The following is a 24,182-nucleotide window of genomic DNA, read 5'->3' as shown; positions in this document are numbered from 1 at the left end:
TCCTCACCTGTCGCCGTCGGGGCCCGCCGGGTTGAGCGAGGCGGGGAACAGGCTGGCCGGGAAGGTGCGTGGATCGAGCACGGGGGCCAGCATCCCCGCGATGCGGGCCAGGTTCTCGTCGTGCGCGATGGTGTGGTGGTCGGCGTGCATCTCGTGGATGGTGATCCGCGGGCCGACGAACTGGGCGAGCCCGTTCGACTTGTCCGCGCTGGTCCTGGGCACGGGCGGCAGGTCGTTGCTGTTGCCCGGGGCCAGGAAGCCCTGGGTGGCGTGGAACAGGGTGGTGGGGACCGCGCTGCGCAGCGGCTGCGGCCGGTACGCCTGGAGCAGGTCGCCGTTGTGCAGCATCAGCTCGTGCCGGACCAGGATCTGGTGCTTGATCATGTCCGGGTCGGGCCGGGCGGCGGAGCGGTCGTGGATGTGGCGGGCGACCAGGTCGAGCTGGGCGTCCAGGTCCAGGTCGGCCAGCGCGGCGAGGCTGATCTGCTCGCCGACGCCCCACCGCTGGCACATGGCGTTGCCCAGCATCACCAGCGAGAACGCCTCCGCCTCCACCTCGGTGACGGTGCCCCAGTCGACGCTGTCCCAGGCTTCCGTGCCCGGCATGATCGGGTCGATGGCGATCAGGTGGCTCACCTCCTCGCCCGCCTGCTGGAGCTGCCGCGCCATCTCGTAGGCGAGCACCCCGCCGAAGGAGCAGCCGCCCAGCAGGTAGGGCTCGCCGGGGAAGCGGGCGCGCAGTTCGTCGGTGTAGTGCGCGGCCATCTCCTCCACCGAGTCGTACCGGCGGGGCGCGCGGTCCGGGGTGGCCGCGCCGATCTGCTCCAGGCCGATGACGGGCTTGTGCAGCCCGAGGTGGCGGGAGAGGTAGATCGCGTAACTCACCTCGCCGTACAGGTTGTGCGCCCAGATGGAGCGGCGGCTGTCACCGTGCCGGTTGATGGCGACGACGGGCGACGCCCCCTCCGGGGCGGCCTCCGCGCGCGGCGCGACGGCGGGCTGGGTGCCGTACACGCGGCCCGCGTTGGCCCGCGAGAGCAGCAGCCACGGCTCGGCGTCGATCTCGACCACCTCGGGCGGCGGGGCGATCCAGCGGTGGTACTCCCCCACCGGGGCCCCGGCCCCGGACGCCCGTACGACGACGGTCCGTCCGGCGCGGCCCAGGGGGCGCGGCACGTATCCGGCGGCGGCGACCGCGAGGGCGGTACGCCACTCGGTGGCCCGCTCCAGCCTGCCGCGCAGCGCCTCGCGGTCCATCGGCGCGACCGGGGCGAGCGCCGCGGTCACCTGGTCGAGGGCCTCGTCGCGCCCCCGTCCGGCGAGGTCGTCCGTCCGCGCGGGCAGCCGGGTCGCGCCCCAGACCCCGGCCAGGTGCGCCGCCGTCTCGGCCAGCGACCGGGCCTCGCTCTCGCCGGTGGGCGCCTCGCCGGGCGCCGGGGTCTGCACCAGCAGCAGCTCGGTCACCTCAAGGCCGCGGTCCTGCACCAGCCGGGCCGTCTCCACGGCGACCAGACCGGCGAGCCCGTACCCGGCGATCCGGCAGCTCCCCTCCGGCCGCTCCCCCACGATCGCGTCGGCGCAGGCCCGGGCGAGCAGCGCGACGTCGGCGGACGGGGCGTCACCGGAACGGAAGCCGGGCGCCTCGACGCCCGTCACCGGGCCGTCCTGGGCGAGCGCGCCGACCAGGTGCATGGCCCAGGTCAGCTCGCCCGTGTCCCCGAAGAGGCAGTAGGCGGGGTCGCCCTCCCCGGCCGCGGTGAACGGCACCAGCCTCGCGGGGGCGGGCGCCGCCGGGCGGGGGCGCGGGGCGGGCGGGACCGGTTCCGGGCCGAGGGTGTCGGGGACCTCGTCGGGCAGGACGTAGCTCTTGTCGAGGTGCGTGACGAGGCGGTCGACGCTGGGGTGTTCGAGGATCGCCGCCATGGGGATGTGGTCGCCGTAGCGCGCCTGGATCGTCTGCATGATCCGCATCGCGCCGATGGAGTCGACGCCGTAGCTCGCGAAGTCCCGGTTGGGGTCGACGTCCTCGGTACGGATGCCGATGCCGTCGGCGACGGCCTCGCGGACGTGGTGGCGGAGGGTGGCGAGGCGGTCGGGGTCGGCGGGGGGAGGGGATACAGGGGCGGGGGCGGGGGCGGCTGCGGGAGCTGGCGCGGGGGTGGGCGCTGGCGCGGGTGCGGGAGCTGGCACGGATGCGGGCTGGGGGGTACGGCGTTGTGGGGGCGTCTGCTTGGGGGTTGCCGTGAGCGGGGCGGGCGCGGGCGGGACGGGCGCGGGTGTGGCGGCCGGGAGCCAGTGCCGTTCCGGGGCGAACGGGTACGTCGGGAGGGAGACCCGGGTGCGGGGGGCGGCGGTGTGCAGGGACCGCCAGGGAACCTCGGCGCCGCGCACCCACAGCGTGGCGAGCCTGCCGACGTCGCCGTTGGCCGCCCGGCGCAGGGCGTCCGCCAGGTCGTCGGCGTCGGCGGCCGGTTCCGCGCCGTCGGTGGTCGGGGTGCCCCGTACCAGCCGTGCCGTCTGACCGCCGTCGAGGTGGGTGCGCAGGACGTCCGCGAGGTCGGTGAGGGTGGCGGCGGCGATGGCGAGGCGCGCCTCCAGGTGGGTGCGGCCGACCTGGAGGGTGTAGGCGACGTCCGCCGGGGACACCGTCCGCAACCGGCCGTCGCGTTCCCACGCCTCCAGCCGGTCGAGGAGCCGACGCGCGGCGGCGCGCAGCCGTTCGTCGTCGCGGGCGCTGAGGACGTAGAGCTGGTCGGTGCCGTCCGGGGCGCCGGGCGCCGTGGGGCGGGACGGCGGGGCCTCCTCGACGACCAGGTGGGCGTTCATGCCGCCGAAGCCGAAGGAGCTGACGCCCGCGCGGCGGGGCAGCGGGGCACCGGTCGCGCCGTCCGTGAACGGGGTCCAGGGGCGGGCGGAGGTGACGAGGTGGAAGGGCGAGTCCGCGAGCTTGATCAGCGGGTTGACGCGCTCGACGTGCAGGGTGGGCGGCAGCATCCCGTGGCGCAGGGAGAGCAGCACCTTGAACAGGCCCGCCATCCCGGCCGCGGTCTCCAGGTGCCCGACGTTGGTCTTCACGCTGCCGAGACCGCAGTACTGGCGGGGGACGGCGGCGCGGTCCGGCTCCGTGGGCGGGTCGAACGCGGTCCGCAGTCCGGTGATCTCGATGGGGTCGCCCAGCGCGGTGCCCGTGCCGTGCGCCTCCACGTAGCCGATCGTCTCGGGGCCGACGCCCGCGCGCTTCTGCGCCAGCGCGATCACCTCGGCCTGCGCGGCGGGGTTGGGCGCGGTGAGCGAGGCGGCCCGGCCGCCGTGGTTGGTCGCGGAGCCCGCGATGACGCCGTGGACGTGGTCGCCGTCGGCGAGCGCCCGGTCCAGCGGCTTGAGCAGCACGGCGCCCACGCCCTCACCGCGCACATAGCCGTCGGCGCGGTGGTCGAAGGACTTGCAGCGGCCGTCCGGCGCGAGCATCCCGGAGCGGCCGAACGCCTCGAACGCCGTCGGCGCGACGATGACGTTGACGCCCCCGGCGATCGCGAGTTCGCAGTCACCGGTCTGGATGGCGCGCACGGCGCGGTGCACGGCGACCAGGGAGCTGGAGCAGGCGGTGTCGACCGGTTCGCTGGGGCCGCGCAGGTCGAGCAGGAAGGAGACCCGGTTGGCCAGCACGCTGTGGTCGTTGCCGGTCATGAGCTGGCCGTCCACGTCCACCCCGCGTTCGCGGGCCAGCTCCCCGTACTCGGAGGAGGCCACGCCCACGTAGACGCCGCAGGCGGTACCGGCGAGGGTGGCGGGGTCGTAGCCCGCCTCCTCGATGGCCGACCACACGGTCTGGAGGAACAGCCGGTGCTGCGGGTCCATCACGCGCGCCTCACGCGGCGTGATCTGGAAGAAACCGGCGTCGAACCGGTCCACGCCGTCCAGGAACCCGCCGTGCATCGGCGGACGCCCGGCCGGTGCGGTGCCGAACCGGTCCGCGGGCGCCTCGGAGATCAGGTCGCGGCCCTGGAGCAGGTTGGCCCAGAACGCGTCCGGGTCGGGCGAGCCGGGGAACGCCCCGGCCATGCCGACGACGGCGATGGCGCCGGGGGTGGGGGCAGGGGCGGGAGCGGGCGCTTGCACGGATACGGATACGGGGGCGGCGGCAGGGGCAGGGGGGTCGTGGCGTTCGGCCGGGGGCTCCGGTCGCTCCTCCGCGGGCGGGGCCGTCGCGCCGTTCGTCGCCTTGACGAGGTACTCGACGAGCGCGGCCGTGTCCCGGCACCCGTACAGCACGGGCGCTGGCACCTCGACGCCGGTGTCGGTGGAGAGGCGGTCGGCGAGCTGCACCATCGTCACCGAGTCGAAGCCGAAGTCGCTGAGGTGGTCGGCCGGGTCGATGTCGGAGGGTGCCACGCCCAGCAGCGAGCAGATGGCGTCGGTGACGGTCGCCAGCATCGCGGTGAAGGCGGACGGTGTGGTGCCGCCCGCGGTGTCGACGTTCGGGTCAGGGCGGGTCACGGAGGGCTCCTCGGAAGGGCTGGTGCCGGAGGTGGCGGCTGCGGCGGAAGGGCTGGTACCGGGAGGGGCGGCTGCGACGGAACGGCTGCCACTGGGGGTGGCCGCCGCGGCGGGTGACGTGCGGATCCAGTAGCGGCCGGAGGCGAAGGGGTAGTGCGGCAGGGAGACGATCCGGGCACCGGCCGGGCCCGGGTCGGCCACGTCCGTGCCCCCGTCGACCCAGGCGCGGGCGGCGTCGAGTACGGCGGCCTCCTCGGCGGACGCGGCGGCGGGCGGCGCCGATCCGGCCGACTGCTGATGGCTCCGCACGAGCCGCTCGTCGGCCCGCTGTTCGGCGTACGCGTCGAGGACCTCGACGGCGTCGGTCAGGGTGTGGACGACCGCGCCGAGGCGCGCGGGCAGCGGCTCGCGGCCGACGCGCAGGGTGTGGGTCACGTCCCGCACGCTGAGACCGGCCCCCGGGCCGCGCAGGAAGTCGGCGAGGCGGCGGGCGTGGGTGGCGAGGGCGTCCGGGCGGCGGGCCGACAGGGTCAGCAGGTACGGGCCCGGCGCGGGGGCGACGGCCTCCGGTTCCCGCGGGGCCTCCTCGACGATCACGTGGGCGTTGGCGCCGCCCGCGCCGAAGGAGCTGACGGCGGCCCGGCGCGCGGAACCGTCCGGCTGCTCGGGCCAGGGCACGGGCTCCCGCGGGACGAGGAAGCCGTCGGCGGTCAGGGGGCCGTCGGTGCCGAGGGTCGGGGCGAGGGTGCGGTGCCGCAGTTGCAGGATGACCTTGGTCAACTGGGCCATGCCCGAGGCGGCTTCGAGGTGCCCGGTGTTGGGCTTCACGGAGCCGACGCGCAGCCGGTGCCCGCGTTCGCCGACGCCGTAGGCCCGGCGCAGGGCGGCGAGTTCGAGCGGGTCGCCCACCGGGGAGCCGGTCGCCTGCGCCTCCACGTACTGCACGGTGTGGGCGGCGACGCCGGACGCGGCGAGGGCCTCGGCGATCAGCTCGGTCTGCGCCGCCGCGCTGGGCACGGCGTACGCCTCGGTGGGGCCGTCGGAGTTGACGGCGGAGCCGCGGATGCAGGCGTGCACCCGGTCGCCGTCGCGCAGCGCGTCCGAGAGCCGCTTGAGGACGAGGGCGCCGACCCCCTCCCCGGTGACGATGCCGTCGGCCGCCGTGTCGAAGACCCGGGGTCGGCCGCCCGGCGACAGCATCTTCGCGGCGGCCAGGTCGGTGTGGTGGCTGGGGTGCAGGATGACGTTCACGCCCCCGGCGACCGCGGTGCCGCACTCCCCCGCGCGCAGGCTGCGTACGGCGAGGTGGACGGCGGTGAGCGCGGACGAGCAGGCGGTGTCGACGGCGAGGCTCGGCCCGGTCAGGCCGAAGGTGTGGGAGACCCGGTTGGCGATGGACCAGCCCGAGGACAGCGCCTGTACGGCGTTGCCCCGGCCGCGCTCCTCGGCGGCGAGCAGCGCGTACTGGTGGTGCATGACACCGACGAAGACGCCGGTGCGCCGTCCCTGGCCGGTGGCCTGTGCGCGCAGCCGGGCCGGGGGCAGCGCCGCGTCCTCCAGCGCCTCCCAGACCGTCTCCAGGAAGAGCCGTTCGGCGGGGTCCATGCGTTCGGCCTCGCGCGGGGAGACGCGGAAGAGCAGGGGGTCGAAGCGGTCGACGTCGGCGAGGAAGCCGCCCCAGGCGGAGCCGTCGCCGGGGTCGCCGCCGCCGTCCCAACGGTCGGGCGGTACGGGCGTGATGAGGCTGCGGGCGGCGAGCAGGTGGGCCCAGAGCGTGTCGACGTCCGGCGCGCCCGGGTAGCGGCCCGCCACCCCGACGATCGCGATCGGCTCGTCGGCGTCGGGCGGGGGCGGCAGGGTCGCCGCGTGCGAGGGCGCGGTCGCCGCGTGCGAGGGCTGGGGTTCGACGAGGGCGGCTTCCGCCGAGGCGGCTCCCGCCGGAGGGGCTGCCGCCGGGGCAGGTCCCACCAAAGCCGCTTCCGCCGGAGCAGGCCCCACCGAAGCCGCTTCCGCCGGAGCAGGCCACACCGAAGCCGCTTCCGCCGAAAGGGCTCCCACCGGGGCAGGTTCCGCGAAGCCGGGCTCCGCACGGGCGGGCTCCACGCGGGCGGGCTCCACGCGGGCGGGCTCCACGCGGGCGGGCTCCGTCAGAACAGGCCCCGTCAGGACAGGCCCCGTCGCGGCGGGCCGTTCCGTCACCCGCTCCGGGTGCTCGGCCCCGCCCGTCAGTCCCGACAGTTCCGCGGTCTTGGCCGTGACCAGCGACTGGGCGATGGCCCGTACCGACTCCCCGGAGACCACGACCTCGTGCGGCACCCGCCCGATCTCCCGCTCCAGCCGCTCCACCGCTTCCAGCACCGTCAGCGAGTCGGTGCCGAAGGACGCCAGGGGGACGGCGGGGTCCAACTCGTCGACGGGCATCCGCAGGAGTTCCGCGAAGAGGTTCCGCAGGTGTTGCTCCGTGCCCGCGAGGAGCCCGTCGTCGGCCGCGGGGGCGGCGGGCGCGGCGGGCGCGGCGGCCACCGCTTCCACGGTCCCCGGAACGGGGTCCGGGACCTCCGCCGGTACGCTCCACGCCCCCCGCTCCGCGAGGAACAGGTGCTGTCCGGCCTGGTGGTCGGTCCAGTCCCGGACGCCGACGCGCCGGACCCTGTCGTACCCCGACTCGGCGAGGAGCGCCTCCCAGGCGGCCGGGGCGAGCAGCGGCGCGTGCGGGAGCCGCAGGTCGGCGTCCCGGGCGAGCCACCAGCCGTCCGTGAGGCCGAAGATGGGCGTCACGGCGTCGAGGACGCGCGTGGCCTCGTTGACGGCGAGCAGCCCACCGGGGGCGGTCAGCTCTGCCACGTTGCGCAGCGTCCGCCGGATGTCCCCGGTGGCGTGCAGGACGTTGGTGGCCACGACGATGTCGTAGCGGTGGCCGTCGAAGCCCTGCGCGGCCAGGTCCCCGGCGATGTCCAGCACCCGGAAGTCGGTGCGGACGCGCCCGTCGGACAGCCGCTGCCGGGCGGCGGCGACCAGCGACGGCGAGAGGTCGGTGACGTCGTACGAGACGGCCGTACCGTGCGCCGCGAGGACGTCCAGCACCGCGCGCGTCGTCGCGCCGGTGCCCGCGCCGATCTCCAGGACGCTCAGCCGCCGTTCGGGGTCGGCGTCCAGGGCGTCGGTGACCGCCGCGCGGATCGCCGTGGCCGTGAGGTGGTTGAAGTAGCGGGTGCGCGGGTCGTCGGCGTACAGCGCCGCCATGCGCCGGTCGGAGCCGCCGGGGAAGAGGACGTCGAGTCCGCTGCGGCGGCGGGCGAGGACGTCGGGGAGGGCCGCCGTGCAGTCGTCGAGGAGGTCGAGGGTGGGGGTGAGGTGGGGGAAGCGCTCCACGAGCCGGTCCCGCAGCGCGGCCCGGCCGCCCTCACCGTCGTCGCTCTCCTCCAGCATGGACGCCAACGCGTCGTGCAGCCGCCTCCGTTCCTCGTGCACCTCAAGCCGCTCGCCCGCGTCGGCGCCCCGCAGGGCGTCCCGGACCGCGAGGCGCGCGTAGGCGTCCACGGCGTCCAGGTAGTCCGGCGCGTACGGCTCACCGGAGGCGAGCTGCGCGGCGGCGACGGCCGACGTGGGCGCGGCCAGGGCGTCACCGGCCGGGCGACCGCCCAGGTCCCGAGTCACGGGGTGCAGCCGGGTCACCCGGCCCAGTTCGTCCGGGTCGGCGCGCAGCGGCGCGACCTGGGTGAGTCCGGCGGCGAGCACCTGCCGGAAGGCGCGCAGGCCCTCGTCGGCGGTCAGCGGCTGGACGCCCCAGCGGGCGAGGCGTTCGCGGTGCTCGGGGGTGGCGACGGCGCCCTCGTCGCCCCAGAACCCCCAGTCGAACACGGTGACCGGCCACCGCAGCCGGGTGGCGAGGTGGGCGCCGTACGCGCTGAGGAACGTCGATCCGGCCGCGTAGTTGGACTGCCCTGGGTTGCCGGTGTGGGCGATGGCGGAGGAGAAGAGGGCGAAGAAGTCGAGCGGTTCGGCGGCGAGGGCGTCGGCGAGCGCGACGGTGCCCCGGGTGCGCGGGGCGAACGCGGCGTCGAAGACGTCGTCGTCCAGGTGCCCGATGGTGCGGTCCGCGAGGACGAACGCGGTGTGCACCGCCCCGTCGACGCCGCCGTACCGCTCGTGCATCAGCCGGACGGCGGCCCGGCTGGCGGCCGGGTCGGTGAGGTCGCCGCAGTGGTAGGCGACCTGTCCGCCGTGCGCGCGGAGCCGGGCGAGTTCACCGTCCGGGAGTTCGGCCTCGGTCCTGCGGCCCATGACGACCAGCCGGGCGTCGTACGCGCGCAGCAGGTGGGCGCTGATGACCCGGCCGAGGCCGCCGAGGCCCCCGACGACGAGGTACCGGCCGCCGCGGCGCAGCGGCAGCCGGTCGTCGGCCGGGGCGGGCAGCCGGGCGGGGACGAGGTGCTTGACCAGGCGGGTTCCCGCGCGGAGGGCGGTCTCCTGGAACGGCTGTCCCGCGGGCTCGGCGGCGAGGGCGGAGACGAGGGGCGTCCAGGTGGCGCGCGCCGCGCACGCCGCGAGGTCGGCGCGGCTCAGGTCCACGCAGACGACGTCGAGGAAGGTCAGCTCGCGGGAGAGCGTGCGGGCCATGCCGTGCAGGGCACCGGCGTACGGGTTGTCCACGGGGCTGTCGGGCAGCGGCTGCTGGCTGTCGCTGGTGAGGACGACGAGCCGGACGCCCTGCGGGCGCAGGTCGGACAGGGCCTGCGCGAGGTGGAACAGGGCACGGCAGCCGAGGCGGCTGCTCTCGGCGAGGTGCGTGAGGTCGGTGGTGGAGTGGCGGCGGGTGTCGACGCCGCCCGTGAAGTAGATCGTCGTGGTGTCGGGGTGGGCGGCGAGCAGGGCGCGGTGGTCGGCGCGGTCGCGCAGGGCGCCGAGGTCGGCCCGGGTGGCGTCGCCGCCGTGCGCGCGGGCCAGGGCGTCGGCGAGGCCGTGGTCGTGTCCGGCGGTGAGGATCAGCGCCGGTCCGCTGGCGGTGGCGGCGTCCCGCGGCAGGGGTTCCAGGTGCCAGGCGGGCACGAGGTAGGGGACGTCGGGTTCGGCGCGCGGGGGCCGTACGACGGTCAGTCCCGTGAACTCGACCAGGACGCGTCCGGTGGCGTCCGTCATCAGCACGTCGCACCGGGCCGTGCCGCGCGTCTCGTCGGCGGAGACCAGGCGGGCGTGGGCGTAGCGGGGGGCGGTGGCCGGGTCGTGGACGCGGACGCGGTCCACGGCGGCGGGCCGGGTGGCCGGTTCGTCCCAGGCGGGGAGCGCGCCGTGGACGGCGTGCAGCGCGGCGTCGGTGGTGCCGGGGTCGGCGGTGCCGCCGTGCGGCTGTCCGGCGCCGGGGGCGGCGAGTTCCGCCAGGGCCTGTCCTTCGCCGCACCAGAGGCGTGTGACGCGGCGGTAGGAGGGGCCGTAGTCGAGGCCCGCGGCCCGTGCCCGCGCGTAGAAGTCCTCGTGGCCGATCTCGCGGGCGCAGTCGCGGCGTACGGCGTCGAGGTCGACGGCGCGCGGTGCGGTGAACCGGGCGTCGGGGTCGGCGGTGACCGTGGCGTGCACGACGGGGTGGTCGGCGGGGCCGGTGGTGATCTCGACGCGCAGCCGCTGGTCCTCCGTCAGGGTGCGTACGGTGGGGCGTTCGCCGGTGTCCATGAGGACGGGGGTGCGCCAGCGTACGTCGGTCAGTTCGGTGACCGGTCGGGCCGCCGTGCGCTCGGCCGCCGTACGGGCCAGTTCGAGGAGGGCCACTCCGGCGAGCACGGGTCGGCCGTCCACGAGGTGGTCGGCGACCCAGGGGTGGTCGGGGCCGAGGCCGACGGGGGACGACGCCTGGTCCAGCCGTGCCGGGGACGTCTCGTCGGACCGTGCCGGGAGCCCTTCGGCTGACGGTGCCGGGGACCCCGCCTCCGGCCGTGCCGCCGGGACCGGTGCCGCGTCCACCGTGTCGGGCCAGTGGACCGGCCCGGCGAACGGGTACGTCGGCAGCGGCACGACGCGGGGCGCGGAGCCGGAGCGTGGGTTGGGCCGGGGCCAGTCGAAGTCCTCGCCCCCGGCCCAGCGGGCGGCGAGGTCGTGCAGGCGGCCCCCGGCGAGCAGGGCGGTGGCGTCGGTCGCCCGCTGGCGGGGGGCCTCGGGTGCCAGGGTGCCGGAGGCGTGCGCCGTGCCCGTGCGGACGTACTCCGTGAGCGCCTCACGCAGGCTCCGGTGGTCCGCGACGACGAACGCGGCGCGGTGCTCGAAGCCCTCCCGCCCGGTGCGCAGGGTGTGGGCGATGTCCGCGAGCGGCGGCAGGGACTCCCCCGGGGCGTCGAGGAAGCGGGCCAGCCGGTCGGCGGCGGCGGTGAGGCGGTCGGGGGTGCGGGCGGAGAGCAGGACCAGGTGGTGGTCCGTGCCGTCGTCGGCGGGGCGCGGGCGGTCGGGGGCCGGGTACTCCTCGATGACCGCGTGCGCGTTGGCGCCGCCCGCGCCGAAGGAGCTGAGCGCGGCGCGCCGGGGCAGTCCGGGGCGGCGTGGCTGCCAGGGTTCGGCGGCGCGCTGGAGCCGGAACGGGCTGCCCGCGAAGTCGATCTTCGGGTTCGGCGGGTCGCTGTTCAGGGTCGGGGCGAGGGTGCGGTGCCGGAGCTGGAGCACGATCTTGGTGAGGCCCGCGATCCCGGCCGCGGCCTCGGCGTGCCCGATGTTGGGCTTCACCGAGCCGAGGGCGCAGAACTGGCGCTCGTCGGTGGACCGGCGGAACACCCGGGTGAGGCCCTCGATCTCGATGGGGTCACCGAGTTCCGTGCCGGTGCCGTGCGCCTCGACGTAGCCGATGGTCGCCGGGTCGATCCCGCACCGGTCGAGCGCCGCGCCGATCACGGAGGCGTGGGCGCGCGGTGAGGGCACGGTGTAGCCGTTGGTCCGGCCGCCGTGGCTGACGGCGGTGGCGCGGATGACGGCGTCGATCCGGTCGCCGTCGGCGAGCGCGGCGGCCAGCGGCTTGAGGATGACGGCGCCGACGCCCTCGCCGGGCACGAAGCCGTTGCCGCCCTCACCGAAGGCGCGGCACACGCCGTCCGGGGAGAGCATCCGCTGCTCCGCGAGCATGGCGAACTTCGACGGGTGCAGGTTGAGGTAGGCGCCGCCCGCCACGGCCATCCGGCACTCACCGCGCCGCAGGCTCTCGCAGGCCAGGTGGAGCGCGGTGAGGGAGGCGGAGCAGGCGGTGTCGACGGTGAGGCTCGGGCCGTGCACGTCGAGGTGGTAGGAGAGGCGGTTGGCGAGGGAGAACTCCATCGAGTACGCGGAGACCGGGTTGCCCTTGCCCCACTCCTCCGCGCCGACCAGGCCGTAGGCGAGGCCGGTGGCGCCGACGAAGACGCCCACCGCGTGGCCGTCGCCGTCGGTGCGGGTGGCGCGGTGCAGCCGGTCGCGGGTGTACCCGGCGTCCTCCAGCGCCGACCAGGCGACCTCCAGGAAGAGCCGTTCCGCCGGGTCCATGCGGCGGGCCTCGCGGGGGGCGACGGAGAAGAACAGCGAGTCGAAGCGGGCCACGTCGTCGAGGAAGCCGCCCCAGCGCCCGTAGCTGGTGCCGCGCGCGCGTGCCCCGTCCCGGTCGAACCAGCGCTCCTTGTCCCAACGGGACGCCGGTATCTCACCGATGGCGTCCTCGCCGCGCACCAGCATCCGCCACAGCTCGCCCACGTCGCGGGCGCCGGGGTAGCGGCCCGCGAGGCCGACGACCGCGACGGCGTCGTCCGGGACGGGCTCCCTGGGCGCCACCTCGACGGGCACCGCGGCCCGCGCCTTCGCCGGGGCGTCGGTGACCGTGCCATTGCGGCGGGCGCCGTCCCCGGAGAGGGCGCCGAGCGCGGGCCCGTGGTGGGCCGTCAGATAGCCGGTGAGGTCGTCGATGGTGCGGTGCTCGAAGAGCAGGGTCGCGGGCATCGGGCCCAGCTTGTCCTCCAGGGCGACGGTGACCCGCTTGACCATCACGGAGTCGATGCCGAGGGCGGAGAACTCCAGGTCGGGGCGGATGCGTTCGGGCCGCAGCCGGGTGAGTCTGCCGAAGACGTCGAGCAGGAAGTCCCGCGCGGTGTCGGCGGCCTCGGGGGTGCCGTCGTCCCCCTCGGCGTTCGTGTCCGTGTCTGAGTCCGTGTCCGGCGTGCTGAGCCGGGACTGGACGAACCGTTCGATGCGCTCGCGGTGGCCGTGGACGACGACGACCTCCGGTGCCCGCGACCGCAGCGCGGCCCGCAGCACCCGCAGGCCGGTCTCCGGCTCCATCTCGACCATGCCCTGGAGCTGTTCGACCGCCTCGCGGTCGGTGTCGCTGAGGGTCATGCCGCCGTCCGCCCACAGCGGCCAGGCGATGGAGACGGTGGTGCCGCGCCGCAGCCCGCGCTCGACCAGGGCGGCGCGGGCGGTGGCGAGGCCGCCCAGGGCGCGGCTGGCGGCGGCGTAGTCGGACTGCCCGGGGTGTCCGGCGTACCCGGCGAGGGAGGAGAACAGCACGAAGTGGTCGAGGGGTTCGTCGCGGGTGGCCTCGTCGAGGGCGCGGGCGCCGAGGAGTTTGGGGGCGAGCACGCGCGCGTGGCTGCCGGGCGCCTTGTTGACGATGTACGCGTCCTCGTTGACCCCGGCCAGGTGCAGTACGCCGGTGACGGGGCCGTACGCCGCGCGGGCCTCGTCGACGGCGCGTCGGACGTCCTCGGGCCGGGTGACGTCGCCGCGCACATAGCGGACGCGGTCGCCGAAGTCGCGCAGCAGGTCGGCCACGCGGGCGCCAGGCGCGGACCGGCCGAGGAGCACCACGCGGGAGGTCGGCGCCAGGTGGCGCGCGAGGCTCACGGCGAGGCCCCCGCCGCCGCCGGACAGCAGGTGCACCCCGCCGGTCACGGTGGCGCCGTCGGCGTCGGGGAGGACGGCGGGCGTCATGGTGCGCAGCCAGCGGCCCTGGGCGTCGTACCGGACCTCGTGCAACGGCGCGTCGTTCGCGGCGAGTTCGCGCAGGGCGAGGGCGAGCGCGTCGGCGCGGTCACCGGCCGCCACGGCGACCAGCCGCAGCCTGCTGTCCTCGCGGGCCGCGATCGAGCAGAAGCCGCCGAGCGCGTCCGCCGACGGCGCGCTGTCCTCCCCGACCGCGACGCAGGCGAGGGCGAGCCGGTCACCCACCCGGCCGCGGATCAGGGTGCGCAGGGCGGGATAGGCCAGGTCGAGGCAGTGCTCGGGGCCTTCGGCGGTGACGAGGAGGACGCGCCGTGGGGTGGCGTCCCGGTCCGCGAGCCCGGCCCACAGCCGCTCCCAGGAGGCGTCGTCGGCGAGGGCGGTCTCGTCGGCCCGGACGACCGTCGCGTCCTGCGGTACGGCGAGGCCGGGGCGGCGCGCGGCGGACGCGTCGAGCACGACGAGGGGGCGGTCCGCGGCGGCGGGACTGGCCGCGGGGGGCTCGGCGTGCCGCCAGCCGGAGGTGTAGGCGACGACCTCGTGCGCCTCCCGCGCCTCGGTCATCGCGGCGACCGCGTCGGCCACGGACAACTGCCCGGACCGCACGCGTTCGAGTATGTCCCGCCGGTTCTTCCTGGAGTTCACCGCGCACCTTCCATGAGGCGTTCCGCTTCGTCCACCGACAGTCGGCCGTCGTTGAGGGCCTGGAGCAGGTCGGGCAGGCTGGTCCCCGGGCTGTCCGCCGGGGGCTCGTCGAAGGGCTCCGCCCAGTGGCGCTGCGCTTCGAAGGGGTAGCCGGGCAGCGGGACGCGCCGCCCCGGCCGTACCGGCAGGCCGCCCGCGCCCGTCACCCACGCGCGGGCCGTGTCGTACGGGTCCGCGTCGCCCCTGGTCGGCTGCTCCGCCGAGGAGGCCGCGGCGGTGCCGGTGACGGTCCGTGGACCGGGGTCGCCGTCCAGCGACCGCCGTATCTCCGCCGTCAGTTGGTCCGTCGTGTCGACGACGAACGCGGCGCGGTGGGCCATCGGGTCGCGTCCCACGGTCAGCGTGTGCGCGATGTCCGCGAGGGCGAACGGGCCGGTCCGCTCGGCGGGGTCCGCGGTGAGGGCGGCGTGCAGGTCCGCGAGCCGGGCCCGCAGTCGCTCCGGCGTCCGGGCGGACACCGGCACGACCAGCGGGCCCCGGCCGGTGTCGCGGGCCTCGGCGCGCTGGTCGACGTAGTCCTCCAGGAGGACGTGGGCGTTGGTGCCGCCGAGGCCGAAGGAGCTGACCCCGGCCCGGCGCGGTGTGCCGTCCGCCCCGCGCTGCCAGGGGGTGAGCCGGTCGACGACGCGGAACGGGCTGCCGTCCAGGTCGAGGAGCGGGTTGGGCTCGGTGAAGTGCAGCGTGGGCGGCAGGGCGCCGTGCCGCATCGCCAGCACCGTCTTGACGACGCCGGTCAGCCCGGCGGCGGCCTCCGTGTGGCCCACGTTGGACTTGACGGTGCCGAGCCAGCACCAGGGGTCGACCGGTTCGGTGTCCGGCCTGCCGTCGAGCGCGGCGAACGCCTTGCGCAGCCCACGGACCTCGATGGGGTCACCGACCTCCGTGCCGGTGCCGTGCGCCTCGATGTAGGTCACCGTGCGCGGGTCGACGCCCGCCTCCCGGTACACCGAGCCGATCAGGTCGGCCTGCGCGGTCGGGTTGGGCATCATCAGGGAGTTGACGTGCCCGCCGCCGCCGTGCGAGACGCCGCTGCCGCGGACCAGCGCGTAGACGGTGTCGCCGTCCGCGAGCGCCCGGGACAGCGGCTTCACCAGCACCGCGACGCAGCCCTCGCCGCGGACCATGCCGTTGGCCCGCCGGTCGAAGGCGGCGCAGCGGCCGTCCGGCGACATGATGCCGAGCTGGCCGAGGGCCACGAACAGGTCGGCGGTCAGGAACAGGTGCACCCCGCCGACGATCGCCGCGTCGCACTCGCCGGAGCGCACCGAGCGCACCGCCCGGTGCAGTGCGGTCAGGGAGCTGGAGCACGCCGTGTCGACGGCCTCGCTCGGGCCGCGCAGGTCGAGCTGGTAGGAGATCCGGTTGGCGATGAGGCAGTGCCCGTTGCCGCTGACGACGTGCCCCTCGCGGTGACGGCCCGCCCGGTGCAACTGCCAGTCGTAGTCGCGGGAGGTGGCGCCGACGAAGACGCCGGTACGGGTGCCGCGCAGGTCACCGGGCCGGTGTCCGGCGTCCTCCACGGCCCGCCATGCCGTCTCCAGGAGCAGTCGCTGCTGGGGGTCCATCAGCTCGGCCTCCATCGGCGTCATGCCGAAGAAGTCCGCGTCGAAGCGGTCGACGCCCTCGATGAAGGAGCCCCAGCGGCTGTTGACCGTGCCCGGCGTGCGGTGCGGGTCACCGAAGACCTCACGCCAGTCGAAGCGGTCGCGGGGGATCTCGTCGACCAGGTGCGTGCCGTCGCGCAGGTGCCGCCACCAGGACGCCAGGTCGGACGAGCGAGCGTACCGTCCGGCCATGCCGACGATCGCCACCGGGTCGTCGTCCGGGACGGGCGGGGGCACGGGTGCGGGTGCGGGGGTTGCGGCGCTCACCGGCTCCGGGCGGGGCCTGCGGGACGGTGTGGGCGCGTGTTCGGTGAGGTGGGCGGCGAGGGCGTCGATCGTCGGGTGCTCGTAGAGCAGCACCTTCGGCAGCTTGCCGAACTCCGGCTCCAGGCTGCGCACGAGCTGGATCGCGCTGAGCGAGTCCATGCCGTACCGGTCGAACGGGACGGCGGTGTCCACGTCCTCGGGCGCGCGGCCGAAGAACCGTGCGAAGACCGGGAGGAGCCGCTCGCGGACCTCGGCCTCGTCGGCCGGTGGCGCGGACGACTCGGACGCCGCGGAAGGCGCGGGCGGCTCGGGCGGGAGGGGCTGCGCGGGCCGCTCGGTGGTCTGCCGGACCTCCGGCGTCGGGGCCTCGACGGCGACCGGGGGCGCCGCGGGGACGCTCGGCGCCGGGGCGGCCGTCGCCGGTACGCGGCTGTAGAGCACGGCGTTGTCGAACTCCGTCTCCGCCAGGTCCGGCGCCCCGAGCGCCCAGGTGGCCTCGAAGCCCTGCTCGGCCAGCGCCGAACGCCAGCGCGGCACGTCGAAGAACGGGGAGTGCGGCAGCCGGGCGGGCACGTCGACCGCCGACCAGTAGCCGGGCAGCGGGCCGATCATCGCGGTCATGCAGTCGTGGTTGCGCACCAGCTCCTCCAGCACGAGCACGCCGGACGGCGCGAGCAGGGAGCGGATGCGGCCGAGGCTCTCGCCCAGGTGGCGGGTGGCGTGCACCGAGTTGGCGGCCACGACGATGTCCACGCCGCCGGGGGTGAAGCCCTGCTCGGCCGGGTCCCGGTCGAGGTCGAGGACCGCCGTGGTGAACTCCGCGGCGCTGTCCGCGAACCGGGCGCGGGCGGCGGGCAGGAACGCCGGGGAGACGTCCGTGAACAGGTACCGCACGGCGTCGCCGTGCTCGGCGAGCGCTTCGAGGAGCCGACGGGTGGTGCCGCCGGTGCCGCCGCCGATCTCCAGCAGCCGGACCGGCTCACCGGGCCGTTCCCGCCGCAGTTCCCGCACCCGGGCGGCGATCAGCCGGGCCACGATCTCGTTGTGGTGGTCCGCGACCGCGTTGCCGTCGTAGATGCGCAGCAGCAGGTCCGGGTGGTCCGGGGAGAAGAACACCTCCAGGGCGTCCGCCCGCCCGGTGAGCATGTCGGGGAGCCGGGGCAGGCACACCTTCACCAGGTCCGTCCAGGGCGCCAGTTCGGGGTGCTCGGCGGCCAGCGCGGACGCCTCGGTGAGGAAGTCGCCCGCCCTGCTGGACGCGTCGGCGGACCCGGCCGTCATCGCGGCCAGCGCGTCCGCGAGCCGCCCGTACTGCTCCTCGTCGGCGAGCAGCGCCCGCAGCCGCCCGGCGGTGGGGGGCGTGCCCGCGTCGGCCAGCAGGTGGCGGCACCAGCGCCTGAGCATCTCGTTGAGCCGCTCCATGCCCGCGGCGGCCCGGCGTCCGTCGAAGCCGCTCGCGGAGATGTGCCGCTCGGCCTCGCGCACCTCGACGGGCGTGTCCGGTACCTCGGCCACCGGGGTGCGATCGGTGAACCAGTACCGCTCCCCGGCGAACGGGTACGTGGGCAGGGGAATCCGGGGGGTCGCCGGGTCCGGTACGGCGGTGGCGGGCAGCGAGTCGACGCCCGCCGCCCACGCCCGCGCGGCGTCGAGCAGGTCGCGGCCGGGCGCGTTGGCGGTCACCTGTACGCGGTCCGTGGCGCGCGGGTCGGCGAGGTGGGCGTCCAGCGCGGCGAGGAGACCGGCGGCGGAGTCCGCGACCACCGCGAGCCGGTGCGCCAGCGCCTCCCGGCCGTGGTACAGCGTGGCCGCCATCCGGTCCAGCGGGGTGTCGGGCGCGGCGGCCAGGGCGTCGCGGTGACGGCGCACCAGGTGCCGTAGCGCCTCGTCGTCGCGGGCCGAGTACGGGAACAGCCGGGGCTGGTCGGGCACGGGCGGGGCCGTGCGCACGGCGGCCGGGGCCTCCTCGATGACGGCGTGGGCGTAGGAGCCGCCGAAGCCGAAGGAGCTGACCCCGGCGAGGCGGGGCCGCCCCGGGGCCGTCTCCCAGGCGACGGGCGCGGTGTTGACGTACAGCGGGGTGCCGTCGAAGCGGCAGTCGGGGTTGGGTGACTGGTAGTCGGGCATGGCGGGGATCACCCCGTGCCGCATCTGGAGCACGGTCTTGACGACGCCGACCAGTCCGGCCGCGCCCTCCGCGTGCCCCAGGTGGGCCTTGGCGGAGCCGATCGCGCAGAACGCCGTACGGTCGGTGTGGCGGCGGAGGGCCGACACGGCGCCCTCGACCTCGATCGGGTCGCCGAGCGCGGTGCCGGTGCCGTGCGCCTCCAGGTAGCCGAGCTGGGCCGGGTCGATACCGGCCCGGGTCCAGGTGGCGTCGAGCAGGTCCGTCTGCCGGGCGGGGCTGGGCGCGGTGACCGAGCCCGCGCGCCCGCCGTGGTTGACGCCGACCGCGCGGACGACGGCGTGCACGGGGTCACCGTCGGCCAGGGCCCGGTCGAGGGGCTTAACCAGGACGGCGACGACGGCCTCGGCGGGCACGTAGCCGTCGGCGCGGGCGTCGAAGGTGTGGCAGCGCCCGGACGGCGACAGCGCGCCGAGCGCCGAACTGCGCACGTAGTGCTGCGGGTCGAGGACGAGGTTGGTCCCGGCCGCGAACGCCATCTCGCACTCGCCCCGGCGCACCGCCTCCACGGCGAGGTGCAGCGCGTACAGGGAGGACGAGCAGGCGGTGTCGACGACGAGGGAGGGCCCCGCCAGGTCGAAGTGGTAGGCGGCGCGGTTGGCGGCCATGGTGACGGAGGTGCCGGTCACGTCGTGCGCGCCCGGGGCGCGTCCGGCCGCCGTCATCAACTGGTCGTAGTCGTTGAAGCAGCGGCCCACGTAGGTGCCGGTGGCCGAGCCGCGCAGCCTGCCCGCGACGCCCGCGTCCTCGGCGGTCTCGTGGAGCACTTCGAGCAGCAGCCGGGTCTGCGGGTCGAGCCCTTCGGCCTCCGCGCGGCCCAGGCCGAAGAAGGCCGCGTCGAAGCGGTCCACGTCGTCGAGGAAGCCGCCGTGCCCGCAGTCGGTGGCGTCCGGCGTGCGGCCGGTCGGGTCGTGGTACTCGCGGTGGTCCCAGCGGTCGGCGGGCACCTCGGTGACGAGGTCGCGTCCGCCGAGGAGGTCGGCCCAGAAGCCCGCGAGGTCGCCGGAGCCGGGGAGGCGGCCCGCCATGCCGATGATGGCGACGGGCTGCTCCCGCTGGTCGGCGGGTTCGGCGGCGGGCGCGCGCGTCACCTCCGCGTCGAGCGCGGCCCGTACGGCGTCGGGGTGCGCGTCGAGCAGGTGGCTCACCAGGCGTTCGGTGTCGGGGTACTTGAAGAGCGTGGTGGCGGGCAGGTCGACGCCGAGCCAGGAGCCCAGGTCGGTGGTGAGGGCGGTGAGTTCGACCGAGGTGAGGCCGAGGGTCATGAAGCCCCGGTCCGGTGTCACGGCGTCCGGTGCGTGGCCGGTGCGGCGCAGGGCCGCGGTGATGTGGTCGGTGAGGCGGGCGCGCACGTCGTCCCCCGTTTCCGTGGCGGGTGCTGCGGGTTCTGCGGGAGGTGCGGTGGTGGTGTCCAGGGCCGCTGTCAGCCGGTCCCGGTCGCCGTGCAGGACCACGACCCGCTCCACGCCCAGGCCGAGGGCGGTGTCGAGGGCGTCGAAGGCGGTGTCGGTGTCCAGGGGGACCGAGCCGGTGCGGGCGAGGACGCGGTCCTGGAGCGCCGGGTCGATGCGCATCCCGCCGTCGCGCCACAGCGGCCAGTCCACGGCGAGGGTGGCCCCGTGCCGCTCCCCCGCCTTCCGCCGCTCCGCCCGCCAGGCCGCGAAGGCGTCCAGGGCGCGGTTGGCGGCGCTGTAGTCGGCGCCGCCCGCGTTCCCGGCCGCCGCGGCGAGCGACGAGTACAGCAGCAGGTAGTCGAGCCGGTCGTCGCGGGTGGCGGCGTCGAGGTGGGCGGTGCCCTGGAGCTTGGGCGCGAGGACCCGTTCGGCGGAGGCCCGGCTCTTGTTGACGACGAGCGCGTCATCGAGGACGCCCGCCGCGTGTACGACACCCGTGAGCGGGCCGAACCGCTCGCGCACCGCGCGCACGGCCGCCGTCAGGGCGGCGTGGTCGGTGACGTCGGCGGTGAGGTAGGCGGCGCGGGCGCCGAGGCGTTCGAGTTCCGCGACGGCGGCGGCGGTTCGCTCGTCGGCCGGGGAACGGCCCAGCAGGGCCACGGAGACCGGGCCGACGGCGGCGATACGGCGGGCGGTGTGCAGGCCGAGGCCCCCGGCGCCGCCGGTGACCAGGTAGACGCCGCCGGGCCGGGCCAGCCGTACGCCGGTGGCGTCGGTCGGGGTGGCGACCGGGGCGAACGCCTCCGCCAGGCGGCCCTGGGCGGTGTGTCGGACCTCGGTGCCGAAGGCGTCGCCGGGGGCGGCGTGTGCCTCGGCGAGGAGGGAGGCTGCGGTGGGCTCCGTGGCCGCGTACCGGACCGTCTTCAGCAGGAGTTTCGGCTGTTCGAGCCGGACGCTGCGGGCGAGGCCGCCGACGGCGGCGTGTGCCGGGGCGGGGCCCTGGGAGGCGTAGGCGTAGACCACCGGCAGGGGTTGGGCGAGGCCGACGGCCAGGGCGCGGCAGAGCAGCAGCGTGGAGAGGACGCCGCCCCCGCCCGTGTCCCCGGTGACGTCCCCGGCGGACAGCGCCCACAGGTGTAGCACCGCCCGGGGCGCCCGGCCCTCCGCGCGCAGGGTCTCGACGAGCCTCGTGTAGTGCTCCGCCTCGCCGGGCTCGATGACGAACTCGTCCGGCGCGGTCCGCAGGTAGGACATGCCGGGTCGGACGCGGACGACGGCGGGGTGCAGGGCGCGCAGGTCACGGTGGCGGTGGTCGTCGGTGTCCAGGAGGAGCAGGGGGCCGTTGTCGGGGGTGAGGGGGGTTGAGGGGAGCGGGAGGGGGTGGGTGCTGGGGACGTACAGCAGGGTCGCGGTGTCTTCTGCGGGCGGCGGGGAGGGGGCGCCCTGCGACGGCGACGGCTCGGTTTCCACCGCTGACCGCCCGGCCCGCGACGCTGGCGGCGGCTCGGCCTTCGATGCTGACGGCGCGGCCTCCACAGGCGACCGCTCGGCCTTCGAGGGGGCCGCGTCGCCGAGCCAGTACCGCCGCCGTTCGAAGGGGTAGGTCGGCAGGGGGACGCGCTGGACGGCGCCGGGTACGGGCGTCCAGGCGGGCGCGCCCCCCGCGGCCCACGCCCGTGCCGCCTCGGCCTCCGGCCCGCCCGTACCCTCGGCGCCCACGGAGTCGGCGCCCAGGTAGGCCGGGCACGCCGCCCGGCCCCCCGCGGCCAAGGCGTCCAACGCCGCCGCGAGTTCGTCGGTGCTGGCGGCGACCACCGCGAGCCGGTGCGGCATGGCGCGGCGTCCCGTGCGCAGCGTGTGGGCGACGTCGGCCAGGCTCGCCACCCGCCCGGCGTACAGGTGTCCGGCGAGCCGCCGGGCCAGCTCACGGAGCTGGTCGGCGGACCGCGCGGACAGCGGTACCGCCAGCGGCCCGCGGTCGGCGCCGGTGTGCACGGCCCCGGTGAACTCCTCGATGATCACGTGCGCGTTGGCGCCCCCGGCGCCGAAGGCGCTCACGGCGGCCCGGCGCGGCAGCGGGCTTCCGTCGTCGGGGTCGACGGGGCTGGGCCAGGGTTCCGGCGCGGTGGGCAGCCGGAACGGGGTGCCCTCCCAGCGGATGCCGGGCGCGGGGGCGCCGATGTCGCCCACGGCGGGCAGGGTGCGGTGTCGCAGGGCCATCAGCACCTTGGTGAGTCCGGCCATCCCGGCCGCCGCCTCCAGGTGGCCGATGACGGGCTTGGCCGAGCCGATCACGCAGTGCCCGGGGGCGCCGCCGTCCCGCCCGTAGACGGCGGCGAGCGCCTCCGCCTCGATCTGGTCGCCCAGCGGCGTGCCGGACGCGTGCGCCTCGACGTAGCCGATGGTGCGCGGGGAGACCCCGGCGTCGTCGAGCGCGGCGGCGACGACCCGGGTCTGCGCCTCGGGGCTGGGCACGGAGTAGCCGCCGGTGCGTCCGCTGTGCTGGACGCTGGAGCCGCGCAGCAGGCCGTAGACGTGGTCGCCGGAGGCGAGGGCGTCGTCGAGGGGCCGCAGGAGCAGGGCGCCGACGCCCTCGCCGGGGACGTAGCCGTCGGCGTCGCGGCCGAAGGGGCGGCAGTGCCCGGTCGGGGAGAGCAGGCCGAGTTCGGCGAGGCGCAGGTACTTGTAGGGGTGCAGCGAGAGGTTCACCCCGCCGACGAGGGCGGCGCGGCACTCGCCGCGGCGGAGCGCGTCGGCGGCCAGGTGCAGGGCCACCAGGCTGGCGGAGCAGGCGGTGTCGACGGTGATGCTGGGGCCGGTGAAGTCGAAGAAGTAGGAGATCCGGTTGGACAGGGCGGACGCCCAGGAGCCCGCGATGTCGCCGGTGCCGTCGCGCAGCCGGTCCAGGCCGTGCAGTTGGTAGTCGGTCCACATGGCGCCCGCGAAGACGCCCACGCCCCGGCCGGTCTGCTCGGCGAGCCCTTCGGGGGTGTGCCCGGCGTCCTCCAGGGCCTCCCACGCGGCCTGGAGCAGCAGCCGCTCGTGCGGGTCCATCAACTCCGCCTGCCGGGCGCTGAGTTGGAAGAAGGGCGCGTCGAACTCGGCCACGCCGTCGCAGAAGGCGCCCCAGCGGGAGTAGGTGCGTCCGGGGGTGCCGCGCCGGGGGTCGAAGTAGGGGTCGTGGTCCCAGCGGTCGGCGGGGACGGGGCCGGTGCGTTCCTTGCCCTCGCTGAGGACGTCCCACAGTTCGTGCGGGGTGGCGGCGCCCGGGTAGCGGCCCGCGAGTCCGACGATGGCGAGGGGCTGGTTGGCGGGGTCGGGGTCGGGGCGGCGCGGGGCCGCGGGGACGGTCACCGCCTCGCGTACCGGTTCCGCCGCCACCGCGTACTCGGCGCTCAGGTGGCCCGCGAGGCGCCGTACGGTGGGGTGTTCGAAGAGCAGGGTCGGGTACAGCTCCGTGCCCAGCAGCTCCTCCAGGTCCCCGGCGAGGCTGAGCAGGTCGACGGAGCTGAGGCCGCACTCGTAGAACCCGAGGTCGCGGTCGACGCCGTCGGCGGCGACACCGAGCCGCTGGGCGACCAGGGCGGCGACGCGGTCCTCGAAGGAACCGGACGAGGACCCGGACGCGGGACCGCTCACCACCGGCCGGGCGGGCTCGGTGGGCCGGGGCGGCTCGGCGGGGCGCGGCTGCGCCCGGTCCGTGATCAGCGCCGCCGACCGCACCCGCTTGGCGCGGAAGCCGGTCAGCTCCGCGAGCACCTCGCCGTCCGGCGCGCACACCGCGATGTCGGCCTGGAAGAGTTCGCTGTCGAAGCCGCCGGTGACCGGTCCGGGCACATGGACGAGGTTCTCGGCGCCGATGCCCCCGCGGGCCCGGAACGACTCGACGAACAGCGGGATGTAGGCGTGCCGGGGCGCGCCGAGGTCCTGCTCCGGGAAGAGCAGCATCGGGATCAGGGTGGCGAAGTCCAGGACGGCCGGGTGGGCGTGGAAGTGCCCGAGCTGGTCCGTCGCCTCGTCCGCGAGCCGCATCCGCGCCAGCGCGTGCCCGGGGCCGACGCGGACGGTGCCGGAGGCCCGCATGAACCCGGTGTGGTGGATGTCGAGGGCGCGGACGAAGCCGTACAGCTCGTCGACGCCGACCGTGCGGGGCGCCTCGGCGTCGAGCCGGTCCGGGTCGACGCGCGGCCACGGCCGGTCGCCCGCCGTCTGGTGGAGTTCGGCGGTGCAGTTGGTCTCCCAGGGGGCGTCCGGGGTGCGGTCGGGGCGGCTGCGCACGGTGACGGGCACGGGCGCGCCCGGCTCGGCGTCGCCGAAGGCGACCTCGACGGTGTGGCGGCCGTCCGTCGCCGTCCCGGCGATGGGGGCGTGGAAGACGATGCGGCGCAGTTCGAGGTGGTCGGGGTCGGCCCCGGCGCGCCGGGCGGTGCGCAGGACGAGGTCGAGGAGGAAGACGCCGGGCAGGACCGGCACCTGGTGGACCAGGTGGTCGCGTACGGCCGGGTCGTCCGCGCTGACGCCGGTCCTGGCGCGACGGCCCGCGAGGGGGCGCGGCGGATGCTGCGGGTGCTGGACGGATCGGTTCTCCGGCAT

2 protein-coding genes are annotated in these 24,182 nt (G+C 76.3%); both read right to left on the bottom strand.

The annotated features are described in order from the left end of the window. Nucleotides 1-3: 3 nt before the first annotated feature. Nucleotides 4-14,079, bottom strand: coding sequence for an SDR family NAD(P)-dependent oxidoreductase (locus ACFQZ6_RS33190; RefSeq protein ID WP_381616898.1), 14,076 nt, complete (start codon nt 14,077-14,079; stop codon nt 4-6). Continuing rightward, nucleotides 14,076-24,182: an SDR family NAD(P)-dependent oxidoreductase gene (locus tag ACFQZ6_RS33185; RefSeq protein WP_381616895.1), complete on the bottom strand. Its 10,107-nt coding sequence runs from the start codon at nt 24,180-24,182 to the stop codon at nt 14,076-14,078. Before ACFQZ6_RS33185 ends, ACFQZ6_RS33190 begins: the two co-directional genes overlap by 4 nt.

It is taken from the genome of Streptomyces flavalbus, from assembly GCF_042674625.1.
GTDB classification, from domain to species: Bacteria; Actinomycetota; Actinomycetes; order Streptomycetales; family Streptomycetaceae; genus Streptomyces; species Streptomyces flavalbus.
The sequence above is the reverse complement of the archived record's forward strand: the minus strand, read 5'-3'. Positions and strand labels throughout refer to the sequence as shown.

Coding starts and splice junctions, on each gene's coding strand:
- ACFQZ6_RS33185 (WP_381616895.1), bottom strand. CDS start 24,182: ATGCCGGAGAACCGATCCGTCCAGCACCCGCAGCATCCGCCGCGCCCC.